The 26761-nt window shown below is 71.9% G+C and carries 25 protein-coding genes; 19 read left to right on the plus strand and 6 right to left on the minus strand.

All coding sequences use genetic code 11. The features are described 5' to 3' along the window. The first annotated feature begins 57 nt into the window (after nucleotides 1-57). From rpmI to pheT, 6 genes are all read left to right on the plus strand, one after another. Nucleotides 58-252, plus strand: coding sequence for a 50S ribosomal protein L35 (rpmI, locus tag SRB17_RS34950; RefSeq protein ID WP_003977225.1), 195 nt, complete (start codon nucleotides 58-60; stop codon nucleotides 250-252). A gap of 105 nt (nucleotides 253-357) precedes the next feature. Then, nucleotides 358-741, plus strand: coding sequence for a 50S ribosomal protein L20 (gene rplT, locus SRB17_RS34955; protein WP_006141703.1), 384 nt, complete (start codon nucleotides 358-360; stop codon nucleotides 739-741). A gap of 226 nt (nucleotides 742-967) precedes the next feature. Next, a complete protein-coding gene (locus SRB17_RS34960) occupies nucleotides 968-1828 on the plus strand; it encodes a TrmH family RNA methyltransferase (RefSeq protein ID WP_153544524.1) in 861 nt (286 codons plus the stop codon). Nucleotides 1829-1878: 50 nt separating this feature from the next. Next, nucleotides 1879-3015 (plus strand): sensor histidine kinase, encoded by a 1137-nt coding sequence (locus SRB17_RS34965; protein ID WP_153544526.1) that lies wholly within the window; start codon nucleotides 1879-1881, stop codon nucleotides 3013-3015. A 136-nt stretch (nucleotides 3016-3151) separates the two neighbouring features. Then, entirely contained in the window at nucleotides 3152-4273 is a 1122-nt protein-coding gene (gene pheS, locus SRB17_RS34970; RefSeq protein ID WP_153544528.1) for a phenylalanine--tRNA ligase subunit alpha, read from the plus strand. After that, complete coding sequence (gene pheT / locus SRB17_RS34975) at nucleotides 4273-6798, plus strand: phenylalanine--tRNA ligase subunit beta (protein ID WP_153544530.1); 2526 nt, start codon at nucleotides 4273-4275, stop codon at nucleotides 6796-6798. Before pheS ends, pheT begins: the two co-directional genes overlap by 1 nt. Before the next feature lie 51 nt (nucleotides 6799-6849). Here the strand turns inward: pheT and SRB17_RS34980 are convergent, their stop codons facing one another. Continuing rightward, nucleotides 6850-8565, minus strand: a complete 1716-nt coding sequence (locus tag SRB17_RS34980) for a trypsin-like serine peptidase (protein WP_228396440.1) — start codon at nucleotides 8563-8565, stop codon at nucleotides 6850-6852. A 404-nt stretch (nucleotides 8566-8969) separates the two neighbouring features. On the opposite strand from SRB17_RS34980, the gene SRB17_RS34985 reads away from it, so the two are divergent. The 4 genes from SRB17_RS34985 to SRB17_RS35000 all read left to right on the plus strand — a co-directional run bounded on the left by SRB17_RS34985 (nucleotide 8970) and on the right by SRB17_RS35000 (nucleotide 13240). Beyond that, a complete protein-coding gene (locus tag SRB17_RS34985; RefSeq protein ID WP_153544532.1) occupies nucleotides 8970-9842 on the plus strand; it encodes a hypothetical protein in 873 nt (290 codons plus the stop codon). Nucleotides 9843-10020: 178 nt separating this feature from the next. After that, a complete protein-coding gene (locus SRB17_RS34990) occupies nucleotides 10021-11103 on the plus strand; it encodes a PP2C family protein-serine/threonine phosphatase (protein ID WP_153544534.1) in 1083 nt (360 codons plus the stop codon). A 194-nt stretch (nucleotides 11104-11297) separates the two neighbouring features. Beyond that, complete coding sequence (locus SRB17_RS34995; RefSeq protein WP_153544536.1) at nucleotides 11298-12638, plus strand: transcriptional regulator; 1341 nt, start codon at nucleotides 11298-11300, stop codon at nucleotides 12636-12638. Between the two features lie 65 nt (nucleotides 12639-12703). Then, a complete protein-coding gene (locus tag SRB17_RS35000) occupies nucleotides 12704-13240 on the plus strand; it encodes an NUDIX hydrolase (protein ID WP_323376747.1) in 537 nt (178 codons plus the stop codon). 159 nt (nucleotides 13241-13399) lie between these two features. On the opposite strand, the gene SRB17_RS35005 is transcribed toward SRB17_RS35000, so the two are convergent. After that, complete coding sequence (locus SRB17_RS35005; RefSeq protein WP_323376748.1) at nucleotides 13400-13660, minus strand: hypothetical protein; 261 nt, start codon at nucleotides 13658-13660, stop codon at nucleotides 13400-13402. A gap of 193 nt (nucleotides 13661-13853) precedes the next feature. Continuing rightward, nucleotides 13854-14729: a 3-hydroxybutyryl-CoA dehydrogenase gene (locus SRB17_RS35010; RefSeq protein ID WP_323376749.1), complete on the minus strand. Its 876-nt coding sequence runs from the start codon at nucleotides 14727-14729 to the stop codon at nucleotides 13854-13856. Nucleotides 14730-14901: 172 nt separating this feature from the next. Between SRB17_RS35010 and SRB17_RS35015 the strand changes: the two genes are divergently transcribed. Further along, nucleotides 14902-16128, plus strand: coding sequence for a glycoside hydrolase family 10 protein (locus SRB17_RS35015; RefSeq protein WP_153544538.1), 1227 nt, complete (start codon nucleotides 14902-14904; stop codon nucleotides 16126-16128). Here SRB17_RS35015 and SRB17_RS35020 read toward each other — a convergent pair. Together SRB17_RS35020 and SRB17_RS35025 are read right to left on the minus strand one after the other, a co-directional pair. After that, the gene (locus tag SRB17_RS35020) at nucleotides 16098-16319 is read right to left on the minus strand and encodes a DUF1918 domain-containing protein (protein WP_153544540.1); all 222 of its coding nucleotides are present in this window, start codon (nucleotides 16317-16319) and stop codon (nucleotides 16098-16100) included. The two genes, SRB17_RS35015 and SRB17_RS35020, sit on opposite strands and share 31 nt — an antisense overlap. A gap of 20 nt (nucleotides 16320-16339) precedes the next feature. After that, complete coding sequence (locus SRB17_RS35025; RefSeq protein ID WP_153544542.1) at nucleotides 16340-17251, minus strand: DMT family transporter; 912 nt, start codon at nucleotides 17249-17251, stop codon at nucleotides 16340-16342. Between SRB17_RS35025 and SRB17_RS35030 the strand changes: the two genes are divergently transcribed. The 3 genes from SRB17_RS35030 (at nucleotide 17250) to SRB17_RS35040 (ending at nucleotide 19880) form a co-directional block, all read left to right on the plus strand. Continuing rightward, nucleotides 17250-18701, plus strand: coding sequence for a PLP-dependent aminotransferase family protein (locus SRB17_RS35030; protein WP_153544544.1), 1452 nt, complete (start codon nucleotides 17250-17252; stop codon nucleotides 18699-18701). The genes SRB17_RS35025 and SRB17_RS35030 overlap by 2 nt on opposite strands. Nucleotides 18702-18775: 74 nt before the next feature. Beyond that, nucleotides 18776-19213, plus strand: a complete 438-nt coding sequence (locus SRB17_RS35035; RefSeq protein WP_153544546.1) for a GNAT family N-acetyltransferase — start codon at nucleotides 18776-18778, stop codon at nucleotides 19211-19213. A gap of 73 nt (nucleotides 19214-19286) precedes the next feature. Further along, nucleotides 19287-19880: a histidine phosphatase family protein gene (locus tag SRB17_RS35040; protein ID WP_153544548.1), complete on the plus strand. Its 594-nt coding sequence runs from the start codon at nucleotides 19287-19289 to the stop codon at nucleotides 19878-19880. Here the strand turns inward: SRB17_RS35040 and SRB17_RS35045 are convergent. Continuing rightward, nucleotides 19862-20308, minus strand: coding sequence for a DUF6314 family protein (locus SRB17_RS35045; protein WP_153544550.1), 447 nt, complete (start codon nucleotides 20306-20308; stop codon nucleotides 19862-19864). The two genes, SRB17_RS35040 and SRB17_RS35045, sit on opposite strands and share 19 nt — an antisense overlap. 260 nt (nucleotides 20309-20568) lie before the next feature. Between SRB17_RS35045 and SRB17_RS35050 the strand changes: the two genes are divergently transcribed. Genes SRB17_RS35050 through argJ form a run of 5 tightly spaced genes read left to right on the plus strand, consistent with a single transcriptional unit; the run spans nucleotide 20569 to nucleotide 26745 of the window. Beyond that, complete coding sequence (locus SRB17_RS35050) at nucleotides 20569-23133, plus strand: YfhO family protein (RefSeq protein ID WP_153544552.1); 2565 nt, start codon at nucleotides 20569-20571, stop codon at nucleotides 23131-23133. A 23-nt stretch (nucleotides 23134-23156) separates the two neighbouring features. Continuing rightward, on the plus strand, nucleotides 23157-24107 hold the full coding sequence (locus SRB17_RS35055; RefSeq protein WP_153544554.1) for a glycosyltransferase family 2 protein: 951 nt from the start codon (nucleotides 23157-23159) through the stop codon (nucleotides 24105-24107). Beyond that, on the plus strand, nucleotides 24104-24487 hold the full coding sequence (locus SRB17_RS35060; protein WP_153544556.1) for a GtrA family protein: 384 nt from the start codon (nucleotides 24104-24106) through the stop codon (nucleotides 24485-24487). Before SRB17_RS35055 ends, SRB17_RS35060 begins: the two co-directional genes overlap by 4 nt. Before the next feature lie 57 nt (nucleotides 24488-24544). Then, nucleotides 24545-25573, plus strand: a complete 1029-nt coding sequence (argC, locus tag SRB17_RS35065; protein ID WP_153544558.1) for an N-acetyl-gamma-glutamyl-phosphate reductase — start codon at nucleotides 24545-24547, stop codon at nucleotides 25571-25573. Beyond that, on the plus strand, nucleotides 25570-26745 hold the full coding sequence (gene argJ, locus SRB17_RS35070; RefSeq protein WP_323376752.1) for a bifunctional glutamate N-acetyltransferase/amino-acid acetyltransferase ArgJ: 1176 nt from the start codon (nucleotides 25570-25572) through the stop codon (nucleotides 26743-26745). Before argC ends, argJ begins: the two co-directional genes overlap by 4 nt. Nucleotides 26746-26761: the final 16 nt, after the last annotated feature.

A 26761-nucleotide genomic window follows, 5' to 3' on the forward strand; every position in this document is an offset into this window, starting at 1 on the left:
CGTGCCCGGTTTCGCGACCGGGCACCGGAGCGCCACCGACGAGGAGATAACGGCGCTATGCCGAAGAACAAGTCGCACAGCGGTGCCAGCAAGCGCTTCAAGATCACCGGCTCCGGCAAGGTGCTCCGCGAGCGTGCCGGCAAGCGCCACCTGCTCGAGCACAAGTCGTCCCGCGTCACGCGTCGCCTCACCGGCAACGCCGAGATGGCCCCGGGCGACGCCGCGAAGATCAAGAAGCTTCTCGGCAAGTGACGTAGCCGGCGCTCGCCAACCCTGAGCGCCGTACGCCAACACCGGGACCCAGCCGTTTCCGGGTCGTGTGAAGACCACCACGACCCCGCTACAAGGAGTTAACAAGTGGCACGCGTCAAGCGGGCAGTCAACGCCCACAAGAAGCGCCGGGCGATCCTCGAGCAGGCCTCCGGCTACCGCGGTCAGCGTTCGCGCCTGTACCGCAAGGCCAAGGAGCAGGTCACCCACTCGCTGGTCTACAACTACAACGACCGCAAGAAGCGCAAGGGCGACTTCCGTCAGCTGTGGATCCAGCGCATCAACGCCGCTGCCCGCGCCAACGGCATCACCTACAACCGCTTCATCCAGGGTCTGAAGGCCGCGAACGTCGAGGTCGACCGCAAGATCCTGGCCGAGCTGGCCGTCAACGACGCGAACGCGTTCGCCGCGCTCGTCGAGGTCGCGCAGAAGGCGCTGCCGTCGGACGTCAACGCGCCGAAGGCTGCGTGACGCCGCGCTGGCTCTAGGCCGACGTTCACTGGACCCGCAGGCTTTATGGCTTGCGGGTCCTGTTGTTGGCGTCCGTAGGGTGCTCGTTCGGCTGCGGGCGCGCCGTGGTTGCTCGCGCCCACGCGGCGGAGCCGCATGTCGATACGGCCCCGCGCCCCTGGGTCAGCTGCAGTGCCGCAGGTCAGGAAGCGCTGCACGTCGAAATCTGTTGAAGGTGAAGAAGAGGATGCCTCCCGTCAGCCCCGAGCTGATCTCCCCCCGGTCCGCCCGCGTCGCCGCCGCCCGGCGGCTTGCCAAGCGGAACTTCCGGGGTAAGGACCGGCTGTTTCTCGCGGAGGGGCCGCAGGCGGTGAGGGAGGCGGCCGGGCATCGGGTCGGCGGGGATCCCACGCTCGTCGAGCTGTTCGCCACCGTCGAGGCCGCGGAGCGGTACGCCGACATCATCGGGGCAGCACGGGACGCGGGCGCCCGGGTGCACCTGGCCTCCGAGGACGTCATCGGCGACATCTCGACCACCGTCACCCCGCAGGGGCTCGTCGGGGTGTGCCGGTTCCTCGACACGCCCTTCGAGGAGATCCTCGCCGCACGGCCGAAGCTGGTCGCCGTCCTGGCCCATGTGCGCGACCCCGGGAACGCCGGGACCGTGCTGCGGTGTGCCGACGCCGCCGGCGCCGAGGCGGTGGTGCTCACCGACGCCTCCGTCGACCTGTACAACCCCAAGGCCGTACGCGCCTCCGTGGGTTCCCACTTCCACCTGCCCGTCGCCGTCGGCGTGCCCGTCGAGCGGGCCGTCCAAGGGCTGAAGGACGCCGGGGTGCGCATTCTCGCGGCCGACGGGGCGGGGGACAGAGACCTGGACGAGGAGCTGGACAAGAACACCATGGGCGGGCCGACCGCGTGGGTGTTCGGCAACGAGGCCTGGGGGCTGCCGGAGGAGACCCGCGCGCTCGCGGACGCGGTGGTGCGGGTGCCGATCCACGGGAAGGCCGAGAGCCTGAACCTCGCCACTGCCGCCGCCGTATGTCTCTACGCGTCGGCCCGTGCACAGCGCGCCTCCGGAGGGTGCCGCTCCGTCACCCAGAGCTAGTAGGGTGACCAGCTCGGGGCCCTGCGCCGTCTGAGAGGTGGGGTACGGGGATGAGTGTGGCCGGCACGAGCACCGCGCCGGAGGGACGGGACGCGCGGCGTACACCCGTGCCCCGGCAGGGTGACCACGGCTGCGGCCTCGACCCCGACCAGCTGCCCGACGGCCTGGTCGTCGCCGACGAGCACGGCCGGGTCGTCTGCTTCAACGCCGCCGCCGCACGGATCACCGCCGTACGCGCCGCCGACGCCCTCGGACAGCCCCTGGAGAAGGCGCTGCCGCTGGAGGATCTGGAGGGCCGCCGCTGGTGGCAGCTCACCGATCCCTACGGCGGCCTCGCGATCCGGGTACGGCAGCCGGAGCGCAATCTGCTGCTGCACGGCGGGCGGGAGGTGCTGGTCTCCGCCCGGTACGTGCGGGACCGGCCCCTGGGGCCCGTCCAACGGGTCGTCGTCTCCCTGCGGGACACCGAGGCACGCCGCCGTACCGAGCGCAGCCACGCCGAGCTGATAGCGACGGTCGCCCATGAACTGCGCTCGCCCCTCACCTCGGTGAAGGGGTTCACCGCCACGCTGCTGGCCAAGTGGGAACGCTTCACCGACGACCAGAAGCGGCTGATGCTGGAGACCGTCGACGCCGACGCCGACCGGGTCACCCGGCTCATCGCCGAGCTGCTCGACATCTCGCGGATCGACTCCGGGCGGCTGGAGGTGCGCCGGCAGCCCGTCGACATCGGCGCCGCCGTCTCCCGGCACATCCAGGCCTACGTCGCCGCCGGCCAGCCCGCCGACCGCTTCCTGCTCCGTATCGAGCAGCCGCTGCCCGCCCTGTGGGCCGACCCCGACAAGATCGACCAGGTGCTCAGCAACCTCATCGAAAATGCCGTGCGGCACGGCGAGGGAACCGTCACCATGGACGTGACGCCCTGCGCATCCCCGCGCGAGGGCGAGGAAACCGGCACATCGCTCACCGTGAGCGACGAAGGTCCCGGCATCCCGGAGGAATCCATGAACCGCGTCTTCACCCGCTTCTGGCGGGGCAGCAAGCGCGGTGGCACGGGTCTGGGGCTCTACATCGTCAAGGGCATCGTCGAGGCCCACGGCGGCACCATCACGGTCGGCCGCGCCCCCGGCGGCGGCGCCGAGTTCCGATTTACGTTGCCCGTGGCCGCGCCGGCGTATCTCGCCTAGCGGGCCACGGGCCATTCGTCTACCTCCACCCCGTTAGACTCGGCCTTTGGCACCTTTGTGTCCTTCACGCGGCTGTCACAGCGCTGAGAGCCGGTGTCGGGGACCATCCGCCAGCCAATCGGAAGCACGGGAAGAGATGTCGGCACCCAATAAGTCGTACGACCCTGTCGAGGTCGAGGCGTTGAAACCGGAACAGATCGAGCGCATGCGGGACGAGGCGCTCGCCGCCTTCGCCGCCGCGGACTCCCTCGACGCGCTCCACGAGGCCAAGGTCGCCCACACCGGCCCCGCCTCCCCGCTGGCCCTCGCCAACCGCGAGATCGGCGCCCTGCCCCCGCACGCCAAGGCCGAGGCCGGAAAGCGCGTCGGCATGGCCCGCGGCGCGGTGAACAAGGCCCTCGCCGCCCGCCAGGCCGAACTGGAGGCCGAGCGGGACGCCCGCGTGCTGGTGGAGGAGGACGTCGACGTCACGCTGCCGTACGACCGCGTCCCGGCCGGCGCCCGCCACCCCCTCACCACGCTCTCCGAGCGCATCGAGGACATCTTCGTGGCCATGGGCTACGAGGTCGCCGAGGGACCGCAGGTCGAGGCGGAGTGGTTCAACTTCGACGCCCTGAACATCGGCCCGGACCACCCGGCCCGCGGCGAGGCCGACACTTTCTTCGTGCAGGGCCCGGACGGCGGCACCGAGTCCGGCGTGGTGCTGCGCACCCACACCTCGCCCGTGCAGATCCGCTCGCTGCTCGACCGTGAGCTGCCGGTCTATGTGATCTGCCCCGGCGTCGTCTACCGCACCGACGAGCTGGACGCCACCCACACCCCGGTCTTCCGCCAGGTCGAGCTGCTCGCCGTGGACGAGGGCCTGACCATGGCGGACCTCAAGGGCACCCTGGACCACATGGTCCAGTCCCTGTTCGGCGAGGGCATGAAGACCCGGCTGCGGCCGAACTTCTTCCCCTTCACCGAGCCGAGCGCCGAGATGGACATGCTCTGCTACGTCTGCAAGGGCGACTCCGTCGGCAACCCCGACCGGCCCTGCCGCACCTGCTCGTCCGAGGGCTGGATCGAGCTCGGCGGCTGCGGCATGGTCAACCCGCGGGTGCTCACCGCCTGCGGCGTCGACCCGGAGAAGTACAGCGGCTTCGCCTTCGGGTTCGGCATCGAGCGGATGCTGATGTTCCGCCACAACGTCGAAGACATGCGAGACATGGTCGAGGGTGACGTCCGGTTCACCCGGCCGTTCGGGATGGAGATCTGATGCGGGTCCCGCTTTCTTGGCTGCGGGAGTACGTCGACCTGCCGGCGACGGAAACCGGCCGCGACGTCCAGGAGAAGCTCGTCTCGGCCGGCCTCGAGGTCGAGACCGTCGAACAACTCGGCGCCGACCTCAAGGGCCCGCTGGTCGTCGGCCGGGTGCTGACCATCGAGGAGCTGGAGGGCTTCAAGAAGCCGATCCGCTTCTGCACCGTCGACGTGGGCCAGGCCAACGGCACCGGCGAGCCCCAGGAGATCGTCTGCGGCGCCCGCAACTTCGCCGTCGGCGACAAGGTCGTGGTCGTGCTTCCCGGCGCCACGCTGCCGGGCGGCTTCTCGATCTCCGCGCGCCAGACCTACGGCAAGACGTCCCACGGCATGATCTGCTCGGCCGACGAGCTGGGCATGGGCGACGACGGCAGCCACGGCATCATCGTGCTGCCGCCGGAGACCGAGGTCGGCAAGGACGCCATCGAGCTGCTGGAGCTGGTGGACGAGGTCCTGGACATCGCCGTCACCGCCAACCGCGGCGACTGCCTGTCCATCCGCGGCGTCGCCCGCGAGGCCGCCATCGCCTACGGCCTGCCGCTGCGCGACCCCGCCCTGATCGACGTACCGGCTCCGAACGCCTACGGCTACCCGGTCCAGGTCTCCGACCCCTTCGGCTGCGACCGCTTCACCGCCCGCACGGTCACCGGCCTGCGCCCCGAGGCCCGCTCGCCGATCTGGCTCCAGCGCCGGCTGCAGAAGGTCGGCATGCGCCCGATCTCGCTCGCCGTCGACGTCACGAACTACGTGATGATGGAACTGGGCCAGCCGCTGCACGCCTACGACCGCAATCTGGTCCAGGGCACCATCGGCGTGCGCCGTGCCCAGGAGGGCGAGAAGCTCGTCACTCTGGACGGCGTCGAGCGCAAGCTGCACGCCGAGGACCTGGTCATCACCGACGACCGCGGGCCCATCGGCCTCGCCGGTGTCATGGGCGGCGCCAACACGGAGATCGCCGACCACGAGGTCACCGAGGACGGCGTGAACGGCACGACCGACGTGGTGATCGAGGCGGCCCACTTCAACGCCGTCTCCGTCGCCCGTACGGGCCGCCGGCACAAGCTGCTGTCCGAGGCGTCCCGCCGCTTCGAGCGCGGCGTCGACCCGCAGGCCGCCGCGGCCGCCGCGCAGCGCACCGTGGACCTGCTGGTGCTGCTCGCGGGCGGTACGGCGGAGGCGGGCGTCACCGAGGTCGTCGCGCCCTCGGCGCCGCACACCATCACCGTCCCGGCCGACCACCCGGACAAGGTCGCGGGCGTCGTCTACGGCCGTGAGACGGTCGTCCGCCGCCTCCAGCAGGTCGGCTGCGACGTCTACGGGCAGGACGAGCTGGTCGTCACCGTCCCGTCCTGGCGGCCCGACCTGGTCGACCCGAACGACCTGGCCGAGGAGGTCATCCGCCTCGAGGGCTACGAGAACCTGCCCTCCACGCTGCCCAAGCTGCCCTCGGGCCGCGGCCTGACCCACCGCCAGCGGCTGCACCGCCGGGTCGGCCGTGCGCTGGCCGGCGCGGGCTATGTCGAGGCGCCGAACTACCCCTTCGTCGGCGAGCAGGCCTTCGACCAGCTCGGCCTGGCGGCCGACGACCCGGCCCGCCGTGTCGTCAAGCTGGTCAACCCGCTCAGCGACGAGGAGCCCGCGCTGCGTACGACGCTGCTGCCGGGCCTGCTCGGTGCCCTGCGGCGCAACGACGGCCGGGGCTCGCACGACCTGGCCCTGTTCGAGACGGGGCTGGTGTTCCACCCCCGCCAGGAGCAGCAGCGGGTCGCCACGCACCTGCCCGTCGACCGGCGTCCCACCGACGAGGAGATCGCCGTGCTGAACGCCGCGCTGCCCGAGCAGCCGCGGCACGTGGCCGTCGTCCTCACCGGCGCCCGCGAGCAGGCCGGCTGGTGGGGCAAGGGCCGTCCGGCGGACTGGGCCGACGCGGTGGAGGCCGGACGCGCGGTGGCGCGGGAAGCCGGTGCCGAGCTGATCGTCCGCAAGGGGCAGTACGGCCCCTGGCACCCCGGCCGCTGTGCCGAGCTGGTGATCGTCGCCGGCGGTGCGGAGCAGGTCGTCGGCCACGCGGGTGAGCTGCACCCGCGGGTGCTGAAGGCCCTCGGGCTGCCCGAGCGCACCTGTGCGATGGAGCTGAACCTGGACGCCCTGGAGACGGTGGGTGACGGCGCCCCGCAGGCGCCGAGCATCTCCACGTTCCCGGTCGCCACGCAGGATGTCGCCCTCGTGGTCGACAAGCCCGTCCCCTCCGCTGAGGTCGAGGCGGCGCTGCGCGACGGCGCGGGTGAACTCCTCGAGTCCATCCGGCTGTTCGACGTGTACGACAACGCGGAGCAGCTGGGCGAGGGCAGGAAGTCGCTGGCGTACGCGCTGCGCTTCCGCGCCGCGGACCGCACGCTGACCGTCGACGAGGCGTCGGCCGCTCGGGATGCGGCGGTCGCCCTCGCGGGCGAGCGCACGGGTGCGGTGCTGAGGGGCTAGTCCGCGACCGGAGTCCCGCACCCCTTCGGGCGCGGGACTCCGACGGTCGGCTCAGGACGTCGGGGCGACGAGCATGTGCCCGGCGCCCAGGCGGCTGGCCGGGGTGTCGGTGTACATGGTGGTCTCGCCGTCCGACCAGCGGATGACGAGGTCGTCGGTCCGGCCGTTCCCGGTGAAGTCACCGGTGGTCATGGCGTCGTCGTGGGTCCACAGGCCGTTCGGGTTCTGGATGCGCTGCTCGGTGCCGAGGCCCGACGTGGTGGTGCCGACGTAGTTGTCCAGTTCGCCGTCGGTCCAGCGGACCATGATGTCCCACTTCTGGTTGCCCGAGAACTCACCGCTGGTGAGGAGAGTGGCGTCCTTCCAGGTGCTGTTGGGGTCCTTGAGCTTGTGCTCCTGCCCGAAGGTGCCGGCGCTGACATTCGTGTACAGGGTCAGTTCACCGTCGGCCCAGCGCACGATCAGGTCGGTGACGTACGGGGAGGCGGCAAAGCGGCCCGCGCTGATCTGGATCGCGTTCTTCCAGGTGTCGTTGGGTTTGATCATCTGGGTGCCGGCCCGGTTCAGCCCCTGGGAGCCGACGTCGCCATACAGGGTGACCTCGCCGTCGGCCCAGCGGACCAGCAGGTCGAACTGGTTCGACCCGGTGAAGTCGCCCGCGGTGATGGTCTTGGCGTCCTTCCAGGTGCTGTTGGGGGCCAGCAGCTGTCGCTCCGGGTCGTAGCCGCCGTGTCCGTTGCCGGGGTACAGCGTGACCTCGCCGTCGGTCCAGACCACGATCATGTCGCTGTGGCCGGTCTGCCGGAAGTCGCCGGAGGCCATCAGCCTGGCGTTCTTCCATGTGCCGGCCGAGCCGGGCAGCCAGGGGTCGCCCGACCCCTGGTAGGGCGGCTTCCTGCCCAGCTGCTGATGAGCGGCGGCGTGGTCGAACAGGTCCTGGGCGTCCTTGCCGTAGACCGGCGCGTACGTCACCCAGTCGTCGTTGGCGTCGTTGCCCCCGCCGTTGTACCCGCCGGTGTTGCCGATGACCTTGCCGGTGCCGGTGGTGCTGTTGTAGTCCTCGATCCAGGGGCCCCCGGAGACACCGCCGTAGAAGCCCTTGCAGGTCATGCGCAGCTGCCGGAAGCCCGGCAGCTGGGAGGTGGTGACCGGGCAGCGGACCGGCACATGCTCCGCGTTGACGCTGCCGGAGCCGGGATAGCCGATGACGGTGACCTTGTGGTGGTAGCTGCTGGTGGCCGTGAAGGTCAGCGCGCCCGTGACGTCCTCCACCTTGCCGCGGCTGCCGGCGTCGACCTGGGCGAAGGACAGGTCGAGGTCGGAGGCGGCCGTCTTGGTGTTCGCCGTGTAGCGGGAGTCCCGGTACACCTGGACGACCGGGTAGACGCCGAACGGCTGCTGGGCGGCGGACTTGCCGCTGCGGTACTGCGGCACGAAGATGCGGTGCGTGGCCCCGCTCAGGCCGATTCCGCAGTGGCCGGCGGTCAGCACGATGTCCTTGGCGGCCGTGTGCACGACGCTGCCCGTGCAGTACGTGTTGCCGCCGAGCGGCTTGCCGTCGAAGAAGAAGGTGCCGATCATCGGGTGGCCCTCGAAGTGCTCGGGTTCGGGCGTGCCGGACGGCGGCGGCCGGTGGTCGGCGTCCCGCTGAGCGCGGATGCCGGGCCGGGCGGTGGCCGGGGCCGGTGCCGCGTCGGCCGGGACCGCGTCGTCCATGCGGTTCGCCGTCCAGTACTTCTCCTCCGCGCCGAGACGCGGTCCGTCCAAGCCGGCCGCAGTACCGGTGGGCTGGGCGGTCGGCGTCGAGGGGACAGGGGTGGTGCGTGCGGCGGACGTCGTCGACGGCGCCGAGGCCGAGGGGGAAACCGTCGCTTCGGCGGCCCCCGTGGCCGCCGATGAGGCCGAGGGTTCGGGTGACGCCGACGCCGTACGGTGCCCCGTGCCGGCGGCCGCGGACGCGGGCACGGCGCTGAGTATGCCCGCGCACAGTCCGAGCGCGAGGGCCGGAACCCATGTGTGTCTGGAACGCAACGAGTTGTCTTTCCGTCTTGGAGGAAGCCGAGCGGTGTCGATGCCGACTGAAATCGCACACATGTTCGACATGTAGTGGCCAGCATACCGACCGGCGACGCCGGCTGACACGGCGTCAAATGACAGACAGGGCACAGGCGATGGACAGACTCCGTACTGCCGCGTGGGCGGCACTTCCCTTGCTGCTGCCCTTCCTGGCGGCCGGGCCGGCTTCGGCCGCGCAGTCGACGCCCTCGCTCACGTACGGAAGCGTCAGGTCGGTACGGCCCGGCGACACGCTGACGGTCGAAGCCCGCAGCGGCGAGGCCGCATACGGCGACACGCTGCGCTCGGCCGCGTTCGTCGCGACCGGCACGCTGCGCATGAGGGACCCGCTGCTGACCACCACCGTCACCATCGCCTGTGACGCCCGGTCCGGCACCTACCCCGTCCTGCGGCGCGGCGCCGGAGACGTGGGGCCGGACGAACACCCGTTCCGCTGGGCGCGGGTGCGCGTCGGACCGGCCGACGAGGCGGCGCGCCGGGCCTGCCGCGACAAGGTGAAGAAGCTGCCCGCGCCCGATCCGGAGGAACGCTGGGCACCGGGCGACACATGGCCCCAGTCGCCATGGGACGTACGGACCTTCCGGGCCGGCAGCCGCATCACGATCACCGACAACGACGACGAGGGGGCGGACGGACAGATCCGCCTCAGCTCCCGCGCGTTCACCGAGCGCCCCGTCCTGCGGGGCGCCAAGGCCGTCCTGACCGCCACCGCCACCCTCACATGCGACGCCGCACCCGGCCGTTACGTCGTCTACCGGCACGAGCCCGGCCAGAAGGGCCCGGACCGGCCGTGGGCGCGCCTGCGCATCGCTCCCGCCGCCCGGGGGAGCGCCTGCTCCACGCAGGCGGTCGCGCACTCCTCCGGGACCTCCGGCACGGCCTGGACGGCGGGCGGCGCTGTCCTCGCCGCCGCGGCGGGTGCGACGGTCTTCCTGCGGGCGCGCTCCCGCCGTGCGAATCCCGCCTGACCGCCGTGAACTCCTTCGGTCGACTGCATAAATGCAGGTTGACCAGCGGCTTGCTCACTCATTCGAGTGGCAGCGAGGGGTGAGCCGACCCATCCGGGCCATGCCCTCGACAGAATCGGACCGGCCTTTCGGGGTCGGTCCGTCTGCTCTTTCAGGGCCCACATGGGGGACCAGTGGCATGATCCGCATCAAGGCACGGGCGCCCACCGCGCGGGGGGCCGTACTGCCCATGGTCTGGGGAGCCGTGGCGGTCGCCTACAAGTTCGGCTGCCCGCTCGCCCAGCAGAACGGGCTCGGCGCGCGCATCGTCACCAGCGCCGTCTTCTTCGCCGTCGGCACCGGGCTGATAGCCCATGTCCGCCACGCGCTGCTGCGGGAGCTGCGGCAGGTCCGCCGGGTGGCGCGGGCCGCGCAGAGCGTCGTACTGCGTCCCCTGCCGCCACGCCTGGACGGGCTGCACGTCGCCGCCGCCCAGTTGTCCGCGGACCGGGGCGCGAGCGTCGGCGGCGACCTGTACGAGGCGATCGCCACCGAGCACGGGGTGCGGGTGGTGATGGGCGACGTACGCGGGCACGGACTGGCCGCCCTCGGCACCGTCGCCGCCGTTCTCGGCAGCTTCCGGGAGGCCGCCCACGACGAGCCCCAACTCGGCGGCGTCCTGCGCCGGTTGGACCGCGCCCTCGCCCGGCACCTGCGCGAACGCGCCCGCGCCGAACACCCCGCGCACGGCAGCCAGGACCCCGACCACCCGGTCGCCGAGGAGTTCGTCACCGTGCTGCTCCTGGAGATCGACGAGACAGGCGCGGTGCACGCACTCAACTGCGGTCACCCGTGGCCCTATCTGCTCAGCGGCACGGGGGTCGAGCCGTTGACGCGCGTCGACCCGCTTCCGCCGCTGGGCCCCTTCCCGCTCCCGGCCGAGCTGGAGGTGCAGGCCTGCGGTCAGCTGGTCCCGGGCGACTCCCTGGTCCTCTTCACGGACGGGGTGGAGGACGCGAGGGACGGTCAGGGCCGGTTCTTCTCGCTGCGGAGGGCGCTGAGCGACGTCGTGGGGGAGTGCCCCGTCTCTCCGCAGGCGGTCCTGCGTACCCTGTTCACCGCGCTCCTGCACCACACGGGCGGCAGACCCACGGACGACATAGCCGTACTGGTCCTGCGGAACGACCGGAAAAGAGGTGCGCACATCAGGGGCGCGGGGAACTGCCCGACCGGCCGCCCGCCACCCGCGGCCGACAACGCACCGCTGGCGGCACCCCAGTAGTCGCCCCGGCCAAGCCACCGCTTTTCGAGGGGGAGCCGGTGGCTTGGCCAGTCTCTTGCGAGGAACTCCAGTCAACCGGCACAACACGCTGAGCGACACCGCGTGTACAGCGCGGATGCACGTGTTCCGTTCACACCCCGTGTGAAGGCACGCCCACTACGCTGAACGGCACCAGGCCACTCGGGGGGCATCCCATGCAGCCCAACACTCTGCTCGACGCGATCCTGGACGAGGCGGGGATCTCGCACGCCGGTCTCGCCGCCCACGTCAACCAGGCCGGCCGGAGACGGGGCCTCGCGCTCCGGTACGAACACACCGCGGTCGCACGCTGGTTGAAGGGCCAGCGACCGCGCGGCCAGGTCCCCGACCTGATCTGCGAGGTGCTCGCCGCCCGCCTCCGCCGTCCCGTCACCCTCGACGACATCGGCCTGGGCGTGCCCGGCGAGCCCAGCACCCCGCACGCCGGCTCGCTGAACGGCTTCGTGGAGCGGGCGACCGCCCTGTGGCGCTCCGACGAACAGCAGCGGCCGCATGTGCTGGGCGCCCCCGCCGTCACCGGCACCCCGGCTGTCATGCCGGTGTGGGAGTGGGAGAACCCGCCCGAGGACGTCGACGTCTCCCGTGGCGGCCGGCACCGGGTCACCACGGCCGACATCGAGATGCTGCGCGCCGCGCGGACGCACTACGAGCAGATGTACCGCAAGGCCGGCGGCATCGCGACCCGCACCAGGATCGTCGGCTTCCTGAACGCCGAGGCGGCACCGCTGCTGCGCGGCAGCTACACCGACGCCACCGGACGCCAACTGCATCGCGCCACCGGCGGGTTGGTGGCGATCGCCGGCATCTGCGCGTACGACTCCGACGCCCACGGTCTCGCCCAGCGCTACTTCCACCAGGCGCTCAGGCTGGCCAAGGCCAGCGGCGACCGGGGACTCGGCGCGTACGTCATAGCGCTGCTGGTCAACCAGGCGCTGTTCATGCGGGAGTACCGGCAGGCCGTCGCCTTCGCCGAGGCCGCGCTGCGGGCCGCCGGCAAGCACATCACCCCGGCGCTCGCCTCCGACCTGTACGCGATGCAGGCCAAGGCCTACGCCCACCTCGGCGACTCGAGCAGCGCGCTGTCCTGCATCCGTCGCGCGGAGAACGCCGCCGAGCAGATCCGGCGCGGATACGAGCCCGTCGAGACCGGCTATGTCCAGCCGGGCCTGGTCAATGTGCAGGTGGCCGAGGCGCTGCTGAGCCTGGGGGAGCTGGCCGCCGCCCGGGAGCACGCGGCGGCGGCCGTCGACAACCCGGCCCACGACCGGGGGCGGGTGCACCGGCTCGCCATGCTCAGCACCATCGAGCTGCGGCAGGGCAACGCCGACAAGGCGGTGGCGACCGCCGTGCAGATGGCCGAGCAGGCACGCGGCATGGAGTCCCAGCGACTGCGCGACAGACTCCGCGCGGTGCGCGAACATCTGGTGCGCTGTGGCTCGGCCGGCACCGCGGAAGCCGCCGAACTCATCGACGGGGCACTGCGCGTACCGCTGTAGGCCCCCTGTAGGTGCACAGTTCCTGCTGCGATATTGCCACTTACTCGGCGGAAGGTGGCAGAACCGTGCAGTGGACGAAACAGAACGAACAAACTGTGTATGCGAACCGCTGGTTCAGCGTCAATCTCGCAGATGTCGAGTTGCCGGACGGCCGGCACCTGGACCACTTCCTGATCCGGCTGCGGCCGGTGGCCGTGGCCACCGTGGTCAACGAGGCGAACGAGGTGCTGCTGCTGTGGCGGCACCGCTTCATCACCGACAGCTGGGGGTGGGAACTGGCCGCGGGCGTCGTCGAGGACGGCGAGGACATAGCGGGCGCGGCCGCCAGGGAACTGGAGGAGGAGACCGGCTGGCGGCCGGGGCCCCTGCACCACCTGATGAGCGTGGAGCCGTCCAACGGCCTCACCGACGCCCGGCACCACATCTACTGGTCCGACCGGGGCGAGTACATGGGGCATCCCGTGGACGACTTCGAGTCGGACCGCCGGGAATGGGTCCCCCTCAAACTCGTTCCCGACCTGATCGCCCGTGGGGAGGTCCCGGCCGCCAACATGGCGGCCGCGTTACTCCTGCTGCACCACCTCAGGCTCGCCGAGGGCTAGGTCCTGTCGTCGAACTCCCGTCGTCCGCCCGGAGGGCGTGCCTCGCGCCCGCCGCGGAGCGGCTATGTACGTCGTCGGCGCGTGTTCCGGGGGTCCCCCCGGCCGGAGGCTGGGGGAGGGAGTTCGACGACAGGGCCCAGCGGGCCCGGTGCTCGGTGGCTAACGGGCGGCCAGTGCCTGCCAGACCGTCACGACGAGCGCTCCGAGGGCCGTGAGTGCGGCGAGCGACGGCAGGGGCCAGCGCGCGTGTTCCAGGGAGACCATCCGGGAGTTCAGCTCGTCCACTTCCTTGGCGGCTTCCTCGGTGCGGTGACTGAGCAGCGCCAGCCCTCCCTCGACGCGGGCGTACGCGACGTCGAGGCGGCGACGTAACTCTGCGAGTTCCTCCTGGACCACGGAATGATCGGAATCGGTGGTCACGGCTTCAGTCCTCTCTGTGGCCGAATGTGGTCCCGCCACATCCGTTGCATGGGCATGAAGAGTGAACTCTGCTGGTGGGCGCGTGGGGAGCGTGTGCGCGAGGCATATGCGTGCCCGGCGCGCACACGGTGTGTGAAACGGACGGGCCCGGCACCGAGTACGGTGCCGGGCCCGGGGACGTAGCTCTGTGTGATCAGCCGTAGGTGTAGAAGCCCGAACCCGTCTTCCGCCCCAGCCGGCCCGCCTCGACCATGCGCTGGAGCAGCGGGGGAGCGGCGTACAGCGGCTCCTTGTACTCGGCGTACATGCTGTTGGCGATGGAGACGATGGTGTCCAGGCCGATCAGGTCGGACAGCCGCAGCGGGCCCATCGGGTGGGCGCAGCCCATCTCCATGCCGTTGTCGATGTCCTCGCGGCTCGCGATGCCCGACTCGAACATCCGGATCGCGGAGAGCAGATAGGGCACGAGCAGCGCGTTGACCACGAACCCGGAGCGGTCCTGGGCGCGGATGGCGTGCTTGCCGAGCACCTTCTCGGCGAAGACCTGGGCGCGGCTGAGGGTGCCCTCGGAGGTGGTGAGCGCCGGGATCAGCTCCACCAGCTTCTGCACCGGGGCCGGGTTGAAGAAGTGGATGCCGACCACGTGGTCCGGGCGGGAGGTGGCGACCGCCAGCTTCACCAGCGGGATCGAGGAGGTGTTGGAGGCGAGGATCGCGTCCGGGCGGGTCACCACCTGGTCGAGCACCTGGAAGATCTCCGTCTTCACCGGCTCGCTCTCCACGACGGCCTCGATCACGAGGTCGCGGTCCGCGAACTCGCCGAGGTCGGTGGTGAAGGTGAGCCGCGCCTGCGTGGCGTCCCGCTCCTCCTCGGTGATCTTGCCGCGTTCGGCGGCCTTGGCCAGGGAGGTGAACAGCCGGGTACGGCCGATCTCCAGGGCCTCGCCGGTGGTCTCGGCGACCTTCACGTCCAGTCCTGCGCGGGCGCACACCTCGGCGATGCCCGCGCCCATCTGGCCGCACCCCACGACTCCGACGCGCGCAATGTCTCCCGCTGGGATGCCCGTCACATCGTCCCCTTCGCTGGTTCTCCGGCTCGCTGGCAGCACCTCCGGGTTCGGGGCCTGCTCCGATCGAGCACGTTACCGCCAAGTATCGATGATCGATCGGCGGGGTGGGGGCATCCTGGGGCGCTGAAACGATCCGTGACGGAGCGGATCCGGAGCGTATATGGGGCGCAGAATGGGGCATCTCTCGCGGCGGGCCTTCACCCTGGCCGCGCTGACCACGCTGGCCACGGGGCCGAGTGCGGCGGCGGCCGTACGCCACCGGCCCCGCGCGGCCGCCGAGTTGCGCGGCGTGTGGCTCGCGACCGTGGCCAACCGGGACTGGCCGTCCCGGCCCGGGCTCACGGCCGCGGCGCAGCGACAGGAACTGATCGCCCATCTCGACAGGGCGGCCCGCGACCGGCTCAACACGGTCATCTTCCAGGTACGGCCCACCGCCGATGCCCTGTGGCCGTCACCGTACGAGCCCTGGTCCGAGTACCTCACCGGCACCCAGGGCAAGAGCCCCGGCTGGGACCCGCTGGGCACCGCGGTGCGGGAGGCCCACCGCCGGGGCCTGGAACTGCACGCCTGGTTCAATCCGTACCGGATCGCGAACCACGCCGACCCCGGCCGGCTCGTCCGCTCGCACCCGGCCCGCAAGCACCCCGACTGGGTGGTCCGCCACGGCGGGAAGCTCTACTACAACCCCGGCCTGCCCGAGGTCCGCGCGTTCGTCCAGAAGGCGATGCTCGACGCGGTCGCCAGATACCCGGTCGACGCCGTCCACTTCGACGACTACTTCTACCCGTACCCGGTCGCGGGGCAGACCTTCGACGACGACGACGCCTACGACCGCCACGGCGGTGCCTTCTCCAACCGGGCCGCCTGGCGGCGCGACAACATCGACAGGCTGGTGCGGGAGATGTCCGCCGGCATCGGCAGGGTACGGCCCGGCACCCGGTTCGGGATCAGCCCCTTCGGGGTGTGGCGCAACGCCTCGACCGACCCGCGCGGCTCGGACACGCGGGCGGGCGTGCAGACGTACGACGACCTGTACGCGGACACCCGCACCTGGGTGCGCAGCCACTGGATCGACTACATCGTCCCGCAGCTGTACTGGCACATCGGCTTCGCCGCCGCGGACTACGCGAAGCTGGTCGAGTGGTGGGCGGCGGTCGCGAAGGACACGAAGACGCACCTGTACATCGGCGAGGCCCTCTACCGGGCAGGAGCCGCCGGGCAGCCCTCCGCCTGGCAGAACCCGGCCGAGCTGTCCCGGCACCTCACCCTTGCCGCCGGCTACCCGCAGGTGCGCGGGCATGTGTTCTTCGCCGCCGCGGACGTGGCGGCGGATCCGATCGGGGCGATGTCACGCGTGATCACCGACCACTACGGGCGATCGGCGAAGCCGCCCCGCTGAGTCCTCTCGTCCCGGTGCTTGACCTGGCAGTCGGGTCCGGGCGACATGATCGCCTCGTGCCCGTCCTCGAACCGGACGCGGTAGGGCGGGTTGCCCTCGGAACCCAGCACTTCCACGACTTCCGAGACCTGGTCGTGCTGACCGACCACCCTGCCGTGCTGAACAAGCCGGTCGCCCTTGGATGCGCGCATGTTGCAGGCCCTCCTCACGATCACGACCGCTGTGTGACGGCGATGCACACGAGCACGGCGACGGCGGTCACCGGAGCGGCCGCCGTGAAGTGCTCGCCCAGCAGAAGCGCCGACCACACCAGTGTGAGCAGCGGCTGAGCCAACTGCAACTGGCTGGCCCGGGGGATGCCGATGGCCGCCATCCCCCGGTACCAGACGACCAGGCCGAGGAACTGCGAGCCCAGCGCCACCCACAGCACACCGGCGATGCCGTGCCCGGTGAGGTGGACGGGCTCGTACGTCAGCGCCACCGCGGCGGCCGGCACGCTCAGCGGCAGACACAGCACCAGCGCCCAGCCGATCACCTGCCAGCCCGGCATGACCCGGGCCAGCCGGCCGCCCTCGGTGTAGCCGGCCGCGCACACCAGCAGCGCTGCGAACAGATACCCGTCGGCGAGCGTGAGCGCGCCGCCGCTCTGCCCGACGGTGAACGCGACCACCGCCGCGGCGCCCGCCAGTGCGGCCGTCCAGAACCGGCGCGAGGGGCGGCTCCCGGTGCGCAGCGCCGAGAACACGGCGGTGGTCAGCGGCAGCAGTCCCACCACGACGGCGGCGTGTGCGGTGGTGGACGTCTGCAGGGCGAGCGTGGTCAGCATCGGGAAGCCGAGCACGACACCGGCGGCGACCACGGCGAGCCCCGGCAGATGCCGGCGCTCGGGCAGGGGAACCCGCAGCACGAGGAGGCAGCCGCCCGCGACGAGCGCGGCGAGCACGCTGCGCACGGCCACCAGCGACCAGGGGCCGAAGCCCTCAAGCCCCCAGGCCGTGGCCGGGAAGGTCAGGGAGAAGGAGGCGACGCCGAGGGCGGCGAGACCGGTGCCGAGGCGGCGGCGCTGGCGGGGGAGGGTGACCGCTATCGGGCTCGGTGCAGTAGCGCTACTCTGTGCTCTCATGCACCAGCGTAGCAGCGTCAGTGAACTGGCAGACCAGCTCCGGCGGGACTTCGACCGCTACTCTCCGGGCGGAAAGCTCCCGTCGAGCCGGGAGCTGGTCGAGCGGTTCCACGTGAGCCCGGTGACCGTCTCGCGCGCCCTCGCCCAGCTGGCCGCCGAGGGCCTGGTGGTCACCCGGCCCGGGGCCGGCGCCTTCCGGGCCCGGCCACGCACGGCCCAGCCCCCGGCCGGGGACACCTCCTGGCAGGAGGTCGCGCTGAGCGCCGACGGCGCCGCCGAGCTCGTACCGCGCACGGTGGACGCCTCCGGGGTCACGGTCTCCCTGGCCGCGCCGCCGCCCGGCGTGCTGGAGTTCAACGGCGGCTATCTGCATCCCTCCCTGCAGCCCGAGCGGGCGATGGCGGCGGCCCTGGCCCGGGCCGGGCGGCGGCCGGGCGCCTGGGGCAGGCCGCCGCTGGAGGGCCTGCCGGAGCTGCGGGAGTGGTTCGCGCGCGGGATCGGCGGAGCCGTCACCGCGGCCGAGGTGCTGATCGCGGCCGGTGGCCAGTCCGCGCTGGCCACCGCCCTGCGCGCGCTCGCCCCACCCGGCGCCCCGGTCCTGGTCGAGTCGCCCACCTACCCCGGCATGCTGGCCCTCGCCCGCGCCGCCGGCCTGCGCCCGGTCCCGGTGCCGGTCGATCCCGACGGCGTACGTCCCGAACTGCTCGCCGACGCCTTCCGGGCCAGCGGCGCCCGGGTGTTCGTCTGCCAGCCCCTGTTCCAGAACCCCACCGGCGCCGTGCTGGCCCCCGGCCGGCGCGCCGAGGTGCTGCGCATCGCCCGCGAGGCCGGTGCCTTCGTCATCGAGGACGACTTCGTACGGCGCCTGGTGCACGCCGACGCGGGCCCGCTGCCCCGCCCCCTGGCCGCCGACGACCTGGACGGCGTGGTCGTGCACGTCGGCTCGCTGACCAAGGCGACCTCGCCCAGCTTCCGGGTGAGCGCCCTGGCCGCGCGCGGCCCGGTGCTGGAACGCCTGCGCGCCATCCAGGTCGTGGACAGCTTCTTCGTCCCCCGGCCACTGCAGGAGGCCGCCCTCGAACTGGTCGGCTCCCCGGCCTGGCCCCGCCATCTGCGGGCGCTGTCCGCCGAGTTGAAGACCCGTCGCGACGCCATGACGGCCGCGCTCGCCCTGCACCTTCCCGAACTGGCCCTGCCGCACGTGCCGTCCGGCGGCTATCACCTCTGGCTGCGCCTGCCCGACGGAACCGACGAGTCGGCCCTCACCGCGGCCGGCCTCCGCGCGGGCGTCGCCCTCACCCCCGGCCGCCCCTACTTCAGCGCCGAACCCCCCGCCGCCCACCTCCGCCTGAGCTTCGCCGCGGTCGCCGGCACCGGGGAGGTCGCGGAGGGCGTACGGCGGCTGCGGGCGGCCTGTGACGAGGTGTTCCAGGGCCTGCGCGGCGCGTGAAACCGGTGTTCCAGGCCCTGCGCGGCACCGAAAGCCGCTCGACCGGCGCCGCGCGGGCCTGCGAGGATCAGGCCATGGACACCGCGCCCCCGCTGCCCGCCGGCTACGAGTTCTCCGCCGACCCCGCCCGCGTCGACGTGGACCGCGTCCACGGCTGGCTGTCGTCCGACGCGTACTGGGCGATCGGCCGGCCCCGCGAGAAGCACGAGCGGGCGATGGCGGGCTCACTGAACTTCGGGGTGTACGAGAGTGCCTCGGGCGAGCAGGTGGCGTACGCGCGCGTGGTCACCGACCAGGCGCTGTTCGCCTGGCTCGCCGATGTGTACGTGGACCCCTCGGTGCGCGGCAAGGGCCTCGGCACGGCCTTCGTCGGCCGCATCCGCGACCAGCTGAAGCCGTACGGACTGCGCCGCATCCTGCTGGCCACGGAGGACGCCCACGGGGTGTACGAGAAGCTGGGCTTCCGTTCGCTGGAGCGCCCGGACCAGTGGATGGTGCATCCCTTCGAGTGAGCGGCCGCTCACCCCGGGTAGCTCACAGGCAGCAGCTCTTGACCTTCGCACACGTCCGTCACACCATCACCGCATGCCACTGAGGGTGACGTTCGTCGCCGCAGCGCGCAGCACCCCGCTGCTCGCCGAGCGCTTCGACGACGACCGGCCGCTGGACCAGGCCGGCTGGGACGAGGTGCAGCGCGCCGCCGGGGACCTGCTGCCACTGGCCGCCGCCGAGCTGCGCTACTGCTCGCCGACCGCGCGCAGCCGGGCCACCGGCGACGCGCTGGGGTACGCCCCGCTGGCCCAACTGGCGCTTCGCGACTGCGACATGGGCCGCTGGCGCGGACTGACCCTGGGCGAGGCGATGGCCCGTGAGCCGGACGCGGTGGACGCCTGGCTCGCCGACCCGCGCGCCACCCCGCACGGCGGCGAGTCCCTGCTGGCCTTCATCTCCCGGGTCGGCGGCTGGCTGGACACCCGGCCGGTGGAGGACGGCGGCCGGATCGTCGCCGTCGCCGAGCCCGCCGTGATCCGCGCGGCCCTGGTCTACGCCCTGAAGGCACCGCCCTCGACCTACTGGAACATCGACGTGCGCCCGCTGTCCACGTCCAGCGTCTCGGGCCGCGCGGGCCGCTGGAACCTCCGTCTCGACGCCGTGTCGGCTCAGCCCTCGCGCACGTAGTCGGTCGTGAGGAGGAGATCCTTCGCGGGTCCGCCGACCCGCCACACCGTGCGCCAGTGGTCGGCGTCCCGGACGGTGAACTCGCCGCGGTAGAGGTCGGCCGCGCAGGGGTGCTCGGCGACGTACCGCCCGGAGCCCAGGTCCAGCTCGTGGAAGGGCCGCCCGTCCGCGAACCGCACGTCCGCAGTGCCCGGCGTGGGCCCGGGCAGAAACCGCAGCGTGCGGGTGGCGGGCCGGGCCACGCCCCGCCAGGTGAAGGTGCCGGACTCCTCGTGCAGCAGGGCTCCGCGGGTCAGCCTGGTGAAGTGGACGACCCCTTCGAAGCGGCCCTCGTCGCCGCTCGTCAGATCCCGCACGTGCCGCTCGACGCGCCAGCGGCCGACGAGATGCTCCAGCACGTCGGGCACCGGCCAGAACTCGCCGTCCATCACCGTGCCTTTCGTCGTGGGTCGCCGCACGCGGCGGTAGCCACAAGTTCACCACACCCCCGCGCCCAGGACCGCCCCCCCGGTTCACCTTGAAAACACCTGCCGGAAATCAGAGATTTCCCGGCACGTCATTAAATTCATACGCCGTTTCCCGTATTCGGAGGATGGCGCGTCACTTCTGGGTTCGCGCACAACCAACTTGAAACACGGACCGTCTAGGCGAAAAAGACGGGTACGCCTTTGTGAGGGAACGCCGGATAATGCAACAGGGTGTGACACCGATATCCCCCGCGAGGCGTGCCGCCGCCCTCCTCGCCGCGGCCCTCGCCGTCACGGCGTTCTGCGCCGGTGACGTCCTCGCCCGCAGCTACCCGTTCGGAGCGCGCACCCGCAGCGTCAACGACCTCGGCAACCAGTACGTGCCCTTCCACGCCCACCTGTGGGACCTGCTGCACGGCCAGGGCGACGGCGGCCTCCTCGTCAACTGGCAGTCCGGGTACGGCTCCAGTTTCCTGCCCGACCTCGGCACCTACCTCGCCAGCCCCTTCGCCCTGCTCGTCGCCGTCTTCCCACGGGACCGGATCGACCTCGCGGTCTACGTCGTCACGGTCCTGAAGATTGCCTCCGCCGCGGCCGCCATGGCCTGGCTGCTGCTCACCCTGCGCCCCGGCCGCTGGTGGGCCGCCGGACTCCTCGGTGCCTCCTACGCGCTGTGCGGCTGGACCGTGGCGGACGCCGACTACAACCCGATGTGGCTCGACGGCCTGATCGCCCTGCCGCTGCTCTGCCTGGTCGCCGAATGGGCTCTCGCCGGGCGCCGCAGGCTCCTCGGCGCCCTCATCGTCGCCCTCGCCTGGACCGCCAACTTCTACACCGCCTACATGGCCACCCTCGGCGCCGCCCTGGTCCTGCTGCTGCGTCTGCTGCTCGCCCGCCCGCCCCGCCGGCAGGCCCTCGCCGCGGCCGGCCGCGCCACCCTCACCGTCGCCCTCGGCGTGGGCCTCGCCGCCCCGCTCGTCACGGTGGTCTACTTCGGCACCACACAGGCCTACCCGGGCCGGGTACGGCCGTTCACGCCCGTCCCGGGCGAGGACCTGCTGGCCCGCCTCCTGCCCACGACCTACGGCTTCGGCTCCCCGGCCCTCTACGTCGGCATCACCGCCCTGGTGCTCGCCCTCGCCCTGCCCTTCCACCGCGCGGTCCCCGCCCCGGTCCGCGTGGGCTGGACCACCCTCGTCCTCGCGGTCGCCCTGTCGCTCCAGTGGGCGCCCACCAGCCTGGTCTGGCACGCCTTCGCCACCCCGCAGGGCAGCTCCTACCGGCAGGCCTTCGTCCTGTGCGGGCTGCTGGTCGTCGCCGCCTGGCACGCCCTGTCGTACGGCCTTCCCGACGGGCGGGCCCTCGGCGCCGCGACGGCGCTGCTCGCCCTGATCACCGCCGTCGCGAGCCGCAGCACGCTGGTACGGCCGCACACCTGGCCGGTGCTGCTGCTCGCCGTCGGCGGAACCCTGTGCGGGCTCGTCCTCCTCCGCCGCGCCGGGCCGGGCACACGACGCGCCGGCCTGGCCGTCGTACTCCTCCTCGGCGCACAGGCCGGCGAGACCGCCGCCACCTCCGCCGTCGCCACCGAGCTGCGGCTGAAACACCTGGACGACTACGCCCCCTGGGGCGAGCGGCAGCAGCGGCAGGCGGCCGCGATCGCCGGGGCCGACGGCTGGCCCCGCTACCGCACCGACCCCGGCCGCGAACAGACCGTCGGCAACGACCCGATGCTGGTCGGCGGCCAGGGCGCCCAGTACTACAGCAGCCTCACCTCGGACGTCCTCAGCCGCACCCTCACCGCCCTCGGCGGCGGCTGGACCTCGCGCGGCCGCAGCGTGCAGAGCCTGGACAACGCCGTCACCGACGTCCTCTTCTCCGTCGGCGCCCGGCTGCACAACCCCCCCGACCCGCACCAGGGGGCGCTGCCCGAGGACGGCGCCGGGGCCACCGTCACCCGGCGGGACGTGCCGCCCCTGGTGACCGTGCGGACCGCGCCCGACGACACCCCCTTCGGCCCGTCGCCGTACCGTAACCAGGAACTGCTGCTGGGCAGACGGGTCTACACCGTGCCCCGCCTCGCCGTGTACGACGACGTCGGGAAGCCGGTGAAGAGCCGCTATGTGGGCTCAGGGAACGCCCTGACCCGGCCGACGATCACCGCCCGCTGCCCGGCCGGGACACAGGTGAACCTGTGGGCCCCGCACTTCTCCGGCACCGCACGGCTCGCGGGCTCCGGCACCGACGTTCCCTTCCGGTTCGAGTACGGCCGCAACCGGGCCGCCATGGAGCCGCTCGGCCCTACCCCGCCCTCCGGGCGCGTGCGGATCGAGCTGAACCCGGACCGCCCCGGCCGCATCCCGCCCGGCGCGGTCGGCTGCCTGGACACCGCACGGCTGCACACCGCGGCGGCCCGGCTGAAGGCCACCGGCGCCACCGAGGTCGGCGTCGACGACGGCACCGTCCGCGCCCGACTGCCCGCCGGCAGCAGAGGCATCGCGGTCCTCGCCGCACCCCGCATCGCCGGCTGGCGCTGCGCCACCGGCGACGGGCCGGCCAGGCCCGCCGGGGACCACCACGGCCTGATCGCCGTCCCACTCGACGGCCGTTCGACCAGTCTGACCTGCACCTTCCACCCACCCGGCCTGCGGCTGGGCACGACCGTCGGGCTCGTCTCGCTGGCGGCCCTCGCCCTCCTGACCGCCCTCACCGCCGTCCGCCGCCGGCGCGCCCCCGCGCCGCCCACGACCACACCACCACGCGAGCGCGTGACCACCGCACCCTGACCGCGCCCCTGGGGGGACCCGCCATGCTGATATCGATCGTCGCGCCCTGCTACAACGAGGAAGACGTCCTCGGACGCTTCCACGAGAAGATCCAGAGCATCGCCGAGGAACTGCTGCCGCTCGGCCACGACATGCAGTTCGTGTACGTCGACGACGGCAGCCGCGACCGTACGCTCGCCGTCCTGAAGCACCTGGCCGACCGTGACGCACGGGTGCGCTATGTCTCCTTCAGCCGCAACTTCGGCAAGGAGGCCGCGCTGCTCGCCGGCCTGCGGCACGCCTCCGGCGACTCGGTGATCGTCATGGACGCCGACCTCCAGCACCCGCCGGAACTGATCAGGCGGATGGTCCAACTGCGCGAGGAGGGCCACGACCAGGTCATCGCCCGGCGCAGCCGCACCGGCGACCGTCTCGTGCGGACCCTGACCGCGCGCCTGTACTACCGGCTGGTCAACCGTCTGGTCGACGTCGAACTCGCCGACGGCGTCGGCGACTTCCGGCTGCTGTCGCGCCGCGTGGTGGACGCCGTGCTGGCCCTCACCGAGTACAACCGCTTCTCCAAGGGCCTGTTCGCCTGGGTGGGCTTCCCGAGCACCACCTTCGAGTACGAGAACGCCGCGCGCGAGGCCGGCAACAGCTCCTGGAACCTGCGCGGCCTGCTCAACTACGGCATCGACGGACTGCTGTCCTTCAACAACCGCCCGCTGCGCGCCGCCCTCTGGCTCGGCATGGGGCTGCTGCTGTGCGCGGGCCTCTACACGGCCTGGATCGTGGGCGCCGCGCTGATCAACGGCGTCCAGACTCCGGGCTATGTGACCATCATCACCGCCGTCACCGCCCTGGCGGGGGTGCAGATGGTCATGCTGGGAGTGATCGGGGAGTACACGGGACGCATCTACTACGAGGTGAAGGGCCGCCCGCACTTCCTGGTGAAGGCGACCAACGTGGAACGGACGAAAGACCTCATTCCTTGAAGCGACAGATCCTCACCTTCGCCGCGGTCGGTGTGATCAACACCGCCGTCTATTACTGCCTTTACCTGCTGTTCCTGAACTGGCTGCCCTATCTCTTCGCGCATGTTCTCGCCTTCGTGCTCAGTATGGTCGGCTCCTTTTTCCTGAATGCGCGCTTCACTTACCGGATCCGGCCCACCTGGCGGAAATTCCTGCTGTTCCCGCTGACCAATGTCACCAACTTCCTGATCACGACGGCAGGTGTCTACGTGATCGTCGACGTCCTGCACGCCGGCAGCCGCTTCGCCCCGTTGCTCGCCTCGGCGGCGGCGATCCCGGTCACCTTCGTGGTCTCGCGCTGGGTGATGCTTCCCGGGCGGATCGTCCAGCCGCCCGCATAGGGCGTTGCATAAAACTGCAGCGGACCGTATAGTCATGCCATCACGAGGAGGATGGACATGGCGGTACGTGCGGCGGTGGCCGGAGCGAGCGGATACGCGGGCGGCGAGGTCCTGCGCCTGCTCCTCGCACACCCCGAGGTCGAGATCGGTGCCCTCACCGCGAACTCCAGCGCGGGCCGGCGCCTGGGCGCACTCCAGCCGCACCTGCTGCCGCTGGCCGGCCGCGTGCTCACCGAGACCACGCCCGAGGCGCTCGCCGGGCACGATGTGGTCTTCCTCGCGCTGCCGCACGGGCAGTCCGCCGCCGTCGCCGAGCGGCTCGGCCCGGACGTCCTCGTCATCGACATGGGCGCCGACTTCCGCCTGAAGGACCCGGCCGACTGGGAGAAGTTCTACGGCTCCGCACACGCCGGTACCTGGCCGTACGGCCTTCCCGAACTTCCGGGCGCCCGCGCCGCGCTGGAGGGGTCCAAGCGCATCGCGGTGCCCGGTTGCTACCCCACCGCCGTCACCCTCGCCCTGTTCCCGGCCTACGCCGCCGGGATCGCCGAGCCGGAGGCGGTGATCGTCGCCGCGTCGGGCACCTCCGGGGCCGGCAAGGCACCCAAGCCGCATCTGCTCGGCAGCGAGGTCATGGGCTCCATGTCGCCGTACGGCGTGGGCGGCGGCCACCGGCACACCCCCGAGATGATCCAGAACCTCAGCGGGGCGGCGGGGGAGCGGGTCGCGGTCTCCTTCACGCCGACCCTGGCGCCGATGCCGCGCGGGATCCTCGCCACGTGCAGCGCGTCCGCCGTCGAGGGCGTGACGGCGGACTCCGTCCGTGCCGCCTACGAGAAGGCCTACGCCGACGAGCCCTTCGTCCATCTGCTGCCCGAGGGCCAGTGGCCGGCGACGGCGTCCGTCCACGGTTCCAACGCCGTTCAGGTGCAGGTCGCGTACGACGAGGCCGTGGGCCGCATCATCGCGATCAGCGCCATCGACAATCTGACCAAGGGCACCGCCGGCGGTGCCGTCCAGAGCATGAACATCGCCCTGGGGCTCGACGAGACCACCGGGCTGACCACGATCGGAGTTGCGCCGTGAGCGTGACGGCAGCAAAGGGATTCACGGCCGCGGGCATCGCCGCCGGGATCAAGGAGAACGGCAACCCCGACCTGGCCCTCGTGGTCAACAACGGGCCGCGCCGTGCCGCCGCGGGCGTCTTCACCTCCAACCGCGTGAAGGCCGCACCGGTGCAGTGGTCCGAGCAGGTCATCAAGAGCGGCCAGGTCTCCGCGGTCGTCCTCAACTCGGGCGGCGCCAACGCCTGCACCGGCCCCAAGGGCTTCCAGGACACCCACGCCACCGCCGAGAAGGTCGCCGAGGTGCTCGACCGCGGCGCCATCGAGGTCGCCGTCTGCTCCACCGGCCTCATCGGCGTCCTGCTCCCCATGGACAAGGTCCTCAAGGGCGTGGAGACCGCGGCCGGTGCCCTGAGCGAGCACGGCGGTGAGAAGGCCGCCATCGCCATCAAGACCACCGACACCGTCCACAAGACGTCCGTGGTGACCTCGGGGTCCCCCCGGACGGAGTCCGGGGGAGGGTGGACCGTGGGCGGCATGGCCAAGGGCGCGGGCATGCTCGCCCCCGGCCTCGCCACCATGCTGGTCGTCCTCACCACCGACGCCGACGTCGACAACGACACCCTGGACAAGGCCCTGCGCGCCGCCACCAAGGTCACCTTCGACCGGGTCGACTCCGACGGCTGCATGTCCACCAACGACACCGTGCTGCTGCTCGCCTCCGGCGCCTCCGGCATCACCCCCGAGTACGACGCGTTCGCCGAGGCCGTGCAACAGGTCTGCGACGACCTCGGACAGCAGCTGATCCGGGACGCCGAGGGCGCCAGCAAGGACATCAAGGTCGAGGTGGTCAACGCGGCGAGCGAGGAGGACGCCGTCGAGGTGGGCCGCGCCATCGCCCGCAACAACCTCCTGAAGTGCGCGATCCACGGCGAGGACCCCAACTGGGGCCGGGTGCTCTCCGCGATCGGCACCACGAAGGCCGCCTTCGAGCCGGACCGGCTGGGCGTCGCCATCAACGGCGTCTGGGTGTGCAAGAACGGCTCGGTCGGCGAGGACCGCGAGAAGGTCGACATGCGCTACCGCGAGGTGCACATCGTGGCGGACCTCGCGGCAGGCAGTGAGTCTGCGACCATCTGGACCAACGACCTCACGGCCGACTATGTCCACGAGAACAGCGCCTACTCGTCCTGACGTGCCCGCGTGGTTG

This window comes from Streptomyces sp. RB17 (assembly GCF_009604455.1).
Lineage (GTDB): Bacteria > Actinomycetota > Actinomycetes > Streptomycetales > Streptomycetaceae > Streptomyces.

Excerpts from the sequence above, each read along its gene's own strand:
- SRB17_RS34985 (WP_153544532.1), top strand. The coding sequence starts at position 8,970 with ATGGACAGACTCCGTACTGCCGCGTGGGCGGCACTTCCCTTGCTGCTG.
- SRB17_RS34990 (WP_153544534.1), top strand. The coding sequence starts at position 10,021 with ATGATCCGCATCAAGGCACGGGCGCCCACCGCGCGGGGGGCCGTACTG.
- argC (WP_153544558.1), top strand. The coding sequence starts at position 24,545 with ATGGCGGTACGTGCGGCGGTGGCCGGAGCGAGCGGATACGCGGGCGGC.
- SRB17_RS35040 (WP_153544548.1), top strand. The coding sequence starts at position 19,287 with ATGCCACTGAGGGTGACGTTCGTCGCCGCAGCGCGCAGCACCCCGCTG.
- SRB17_RS34965 (WP_153544526.1), top strand. The coding sequence starts at position 1,879 with ATGAGTGTGGCCGGCACGAGCACCGCGCCGGAGGGACGGGACGCGCGG.
- SRB17_RS35030 (WP_153544544.1), top strand. The coding sequence starts at position 17,250 with ATGCACCAGCGTAGCAGCGTCAGTGAACTGGCAGACCAGCTCCGGCGG.
- pheT (WP_153544530.1), top strand. The coding sequence starts at position 4,273 with ATGCGGGTCCCGCTTTCTTGGCTGCGGGAGTACGTCGACCTGCCGGCG.
- SRB17_RS35020 (WP_153544540.1), bottom strand. The coding sequence starts at position 16,319 with ATGCGCGCATCCAAGGGCGACCGGCTTGTTCAGCACGGCAGGGTGGTC.
- SRB17_RS35045 (WP_153544550.1), bottom strand. The coding sequence starts at position 20,308 with ATGGACGGCGAGTTCTGGCCGGTGCCCGACGTGCTGGAGCATCTCGTC.
- rpmI (WP_003977225.1), top strand. The coding sequence starts at position 58 with ATGCCGAAGAACAAGTCGCACAGCGGTGCCAGCAAGCGCTTCAAGATC.
- SRB17_RS35050 (WP_153544552.1), top strand. The coding sequence starts at position 20,569 with ATGCAACAGGGTGTGACACCGATATCCCCCGCGAGGCGTGCCGCCGCC.
- SRB17_RS34960 (WP_153544524.1), top strand. The coding sequence starts at position 968 with ATGCCTCCCGTCAGCCCCGAGCTGATCTCCCCCCGGTCCGCCCGCGTC.
- SRB17_RS35035 (WP_153544546.1), top strand. The coding sequence starts at position 18,776 with ATGGACACCGCGCCCCCGCTGCCCGCCGGCTACGAGTTCTCCGCCGAC.
- SRB17_RS35055 (WP_153544554.1), top strand. The coding sequence starts at position 23,157 with ATGCTGATATCGATCGTCGCGCCCTGCTACAACGAGGAAGACGTCCTC.
- SRB17_RS35025 (WP_153544542.1), bottom strand. The coding sequence starts at position 17,251 with ATGAGAGCACAGAGTAGCGCTACTGCACCGAGCCCGATAGCGGTCACC.
- pheS (WP_153544528.1), top strand. The coding sequence starts at position 3,152 with ATGTCGGCACCCAATAAGTCGTACGACCCTGTCGAGGTCGAGGCGTTG.
- SRB17_RS35015 (WP_153544538.1), top strand. The coding sequence starts at position 14,902 with ATGGGGCATCTCTCGCGGCGGGCCTTCACCCTGGCCGCGCTGACCACG.
- SRB17_RS34995 (WP_153544536.1), top strand. The coding sequence starts at position 11,298 with ATGCAGCCCAACACTCTGCTCGACGCGATCCTGGACGAGGCGGGGATC.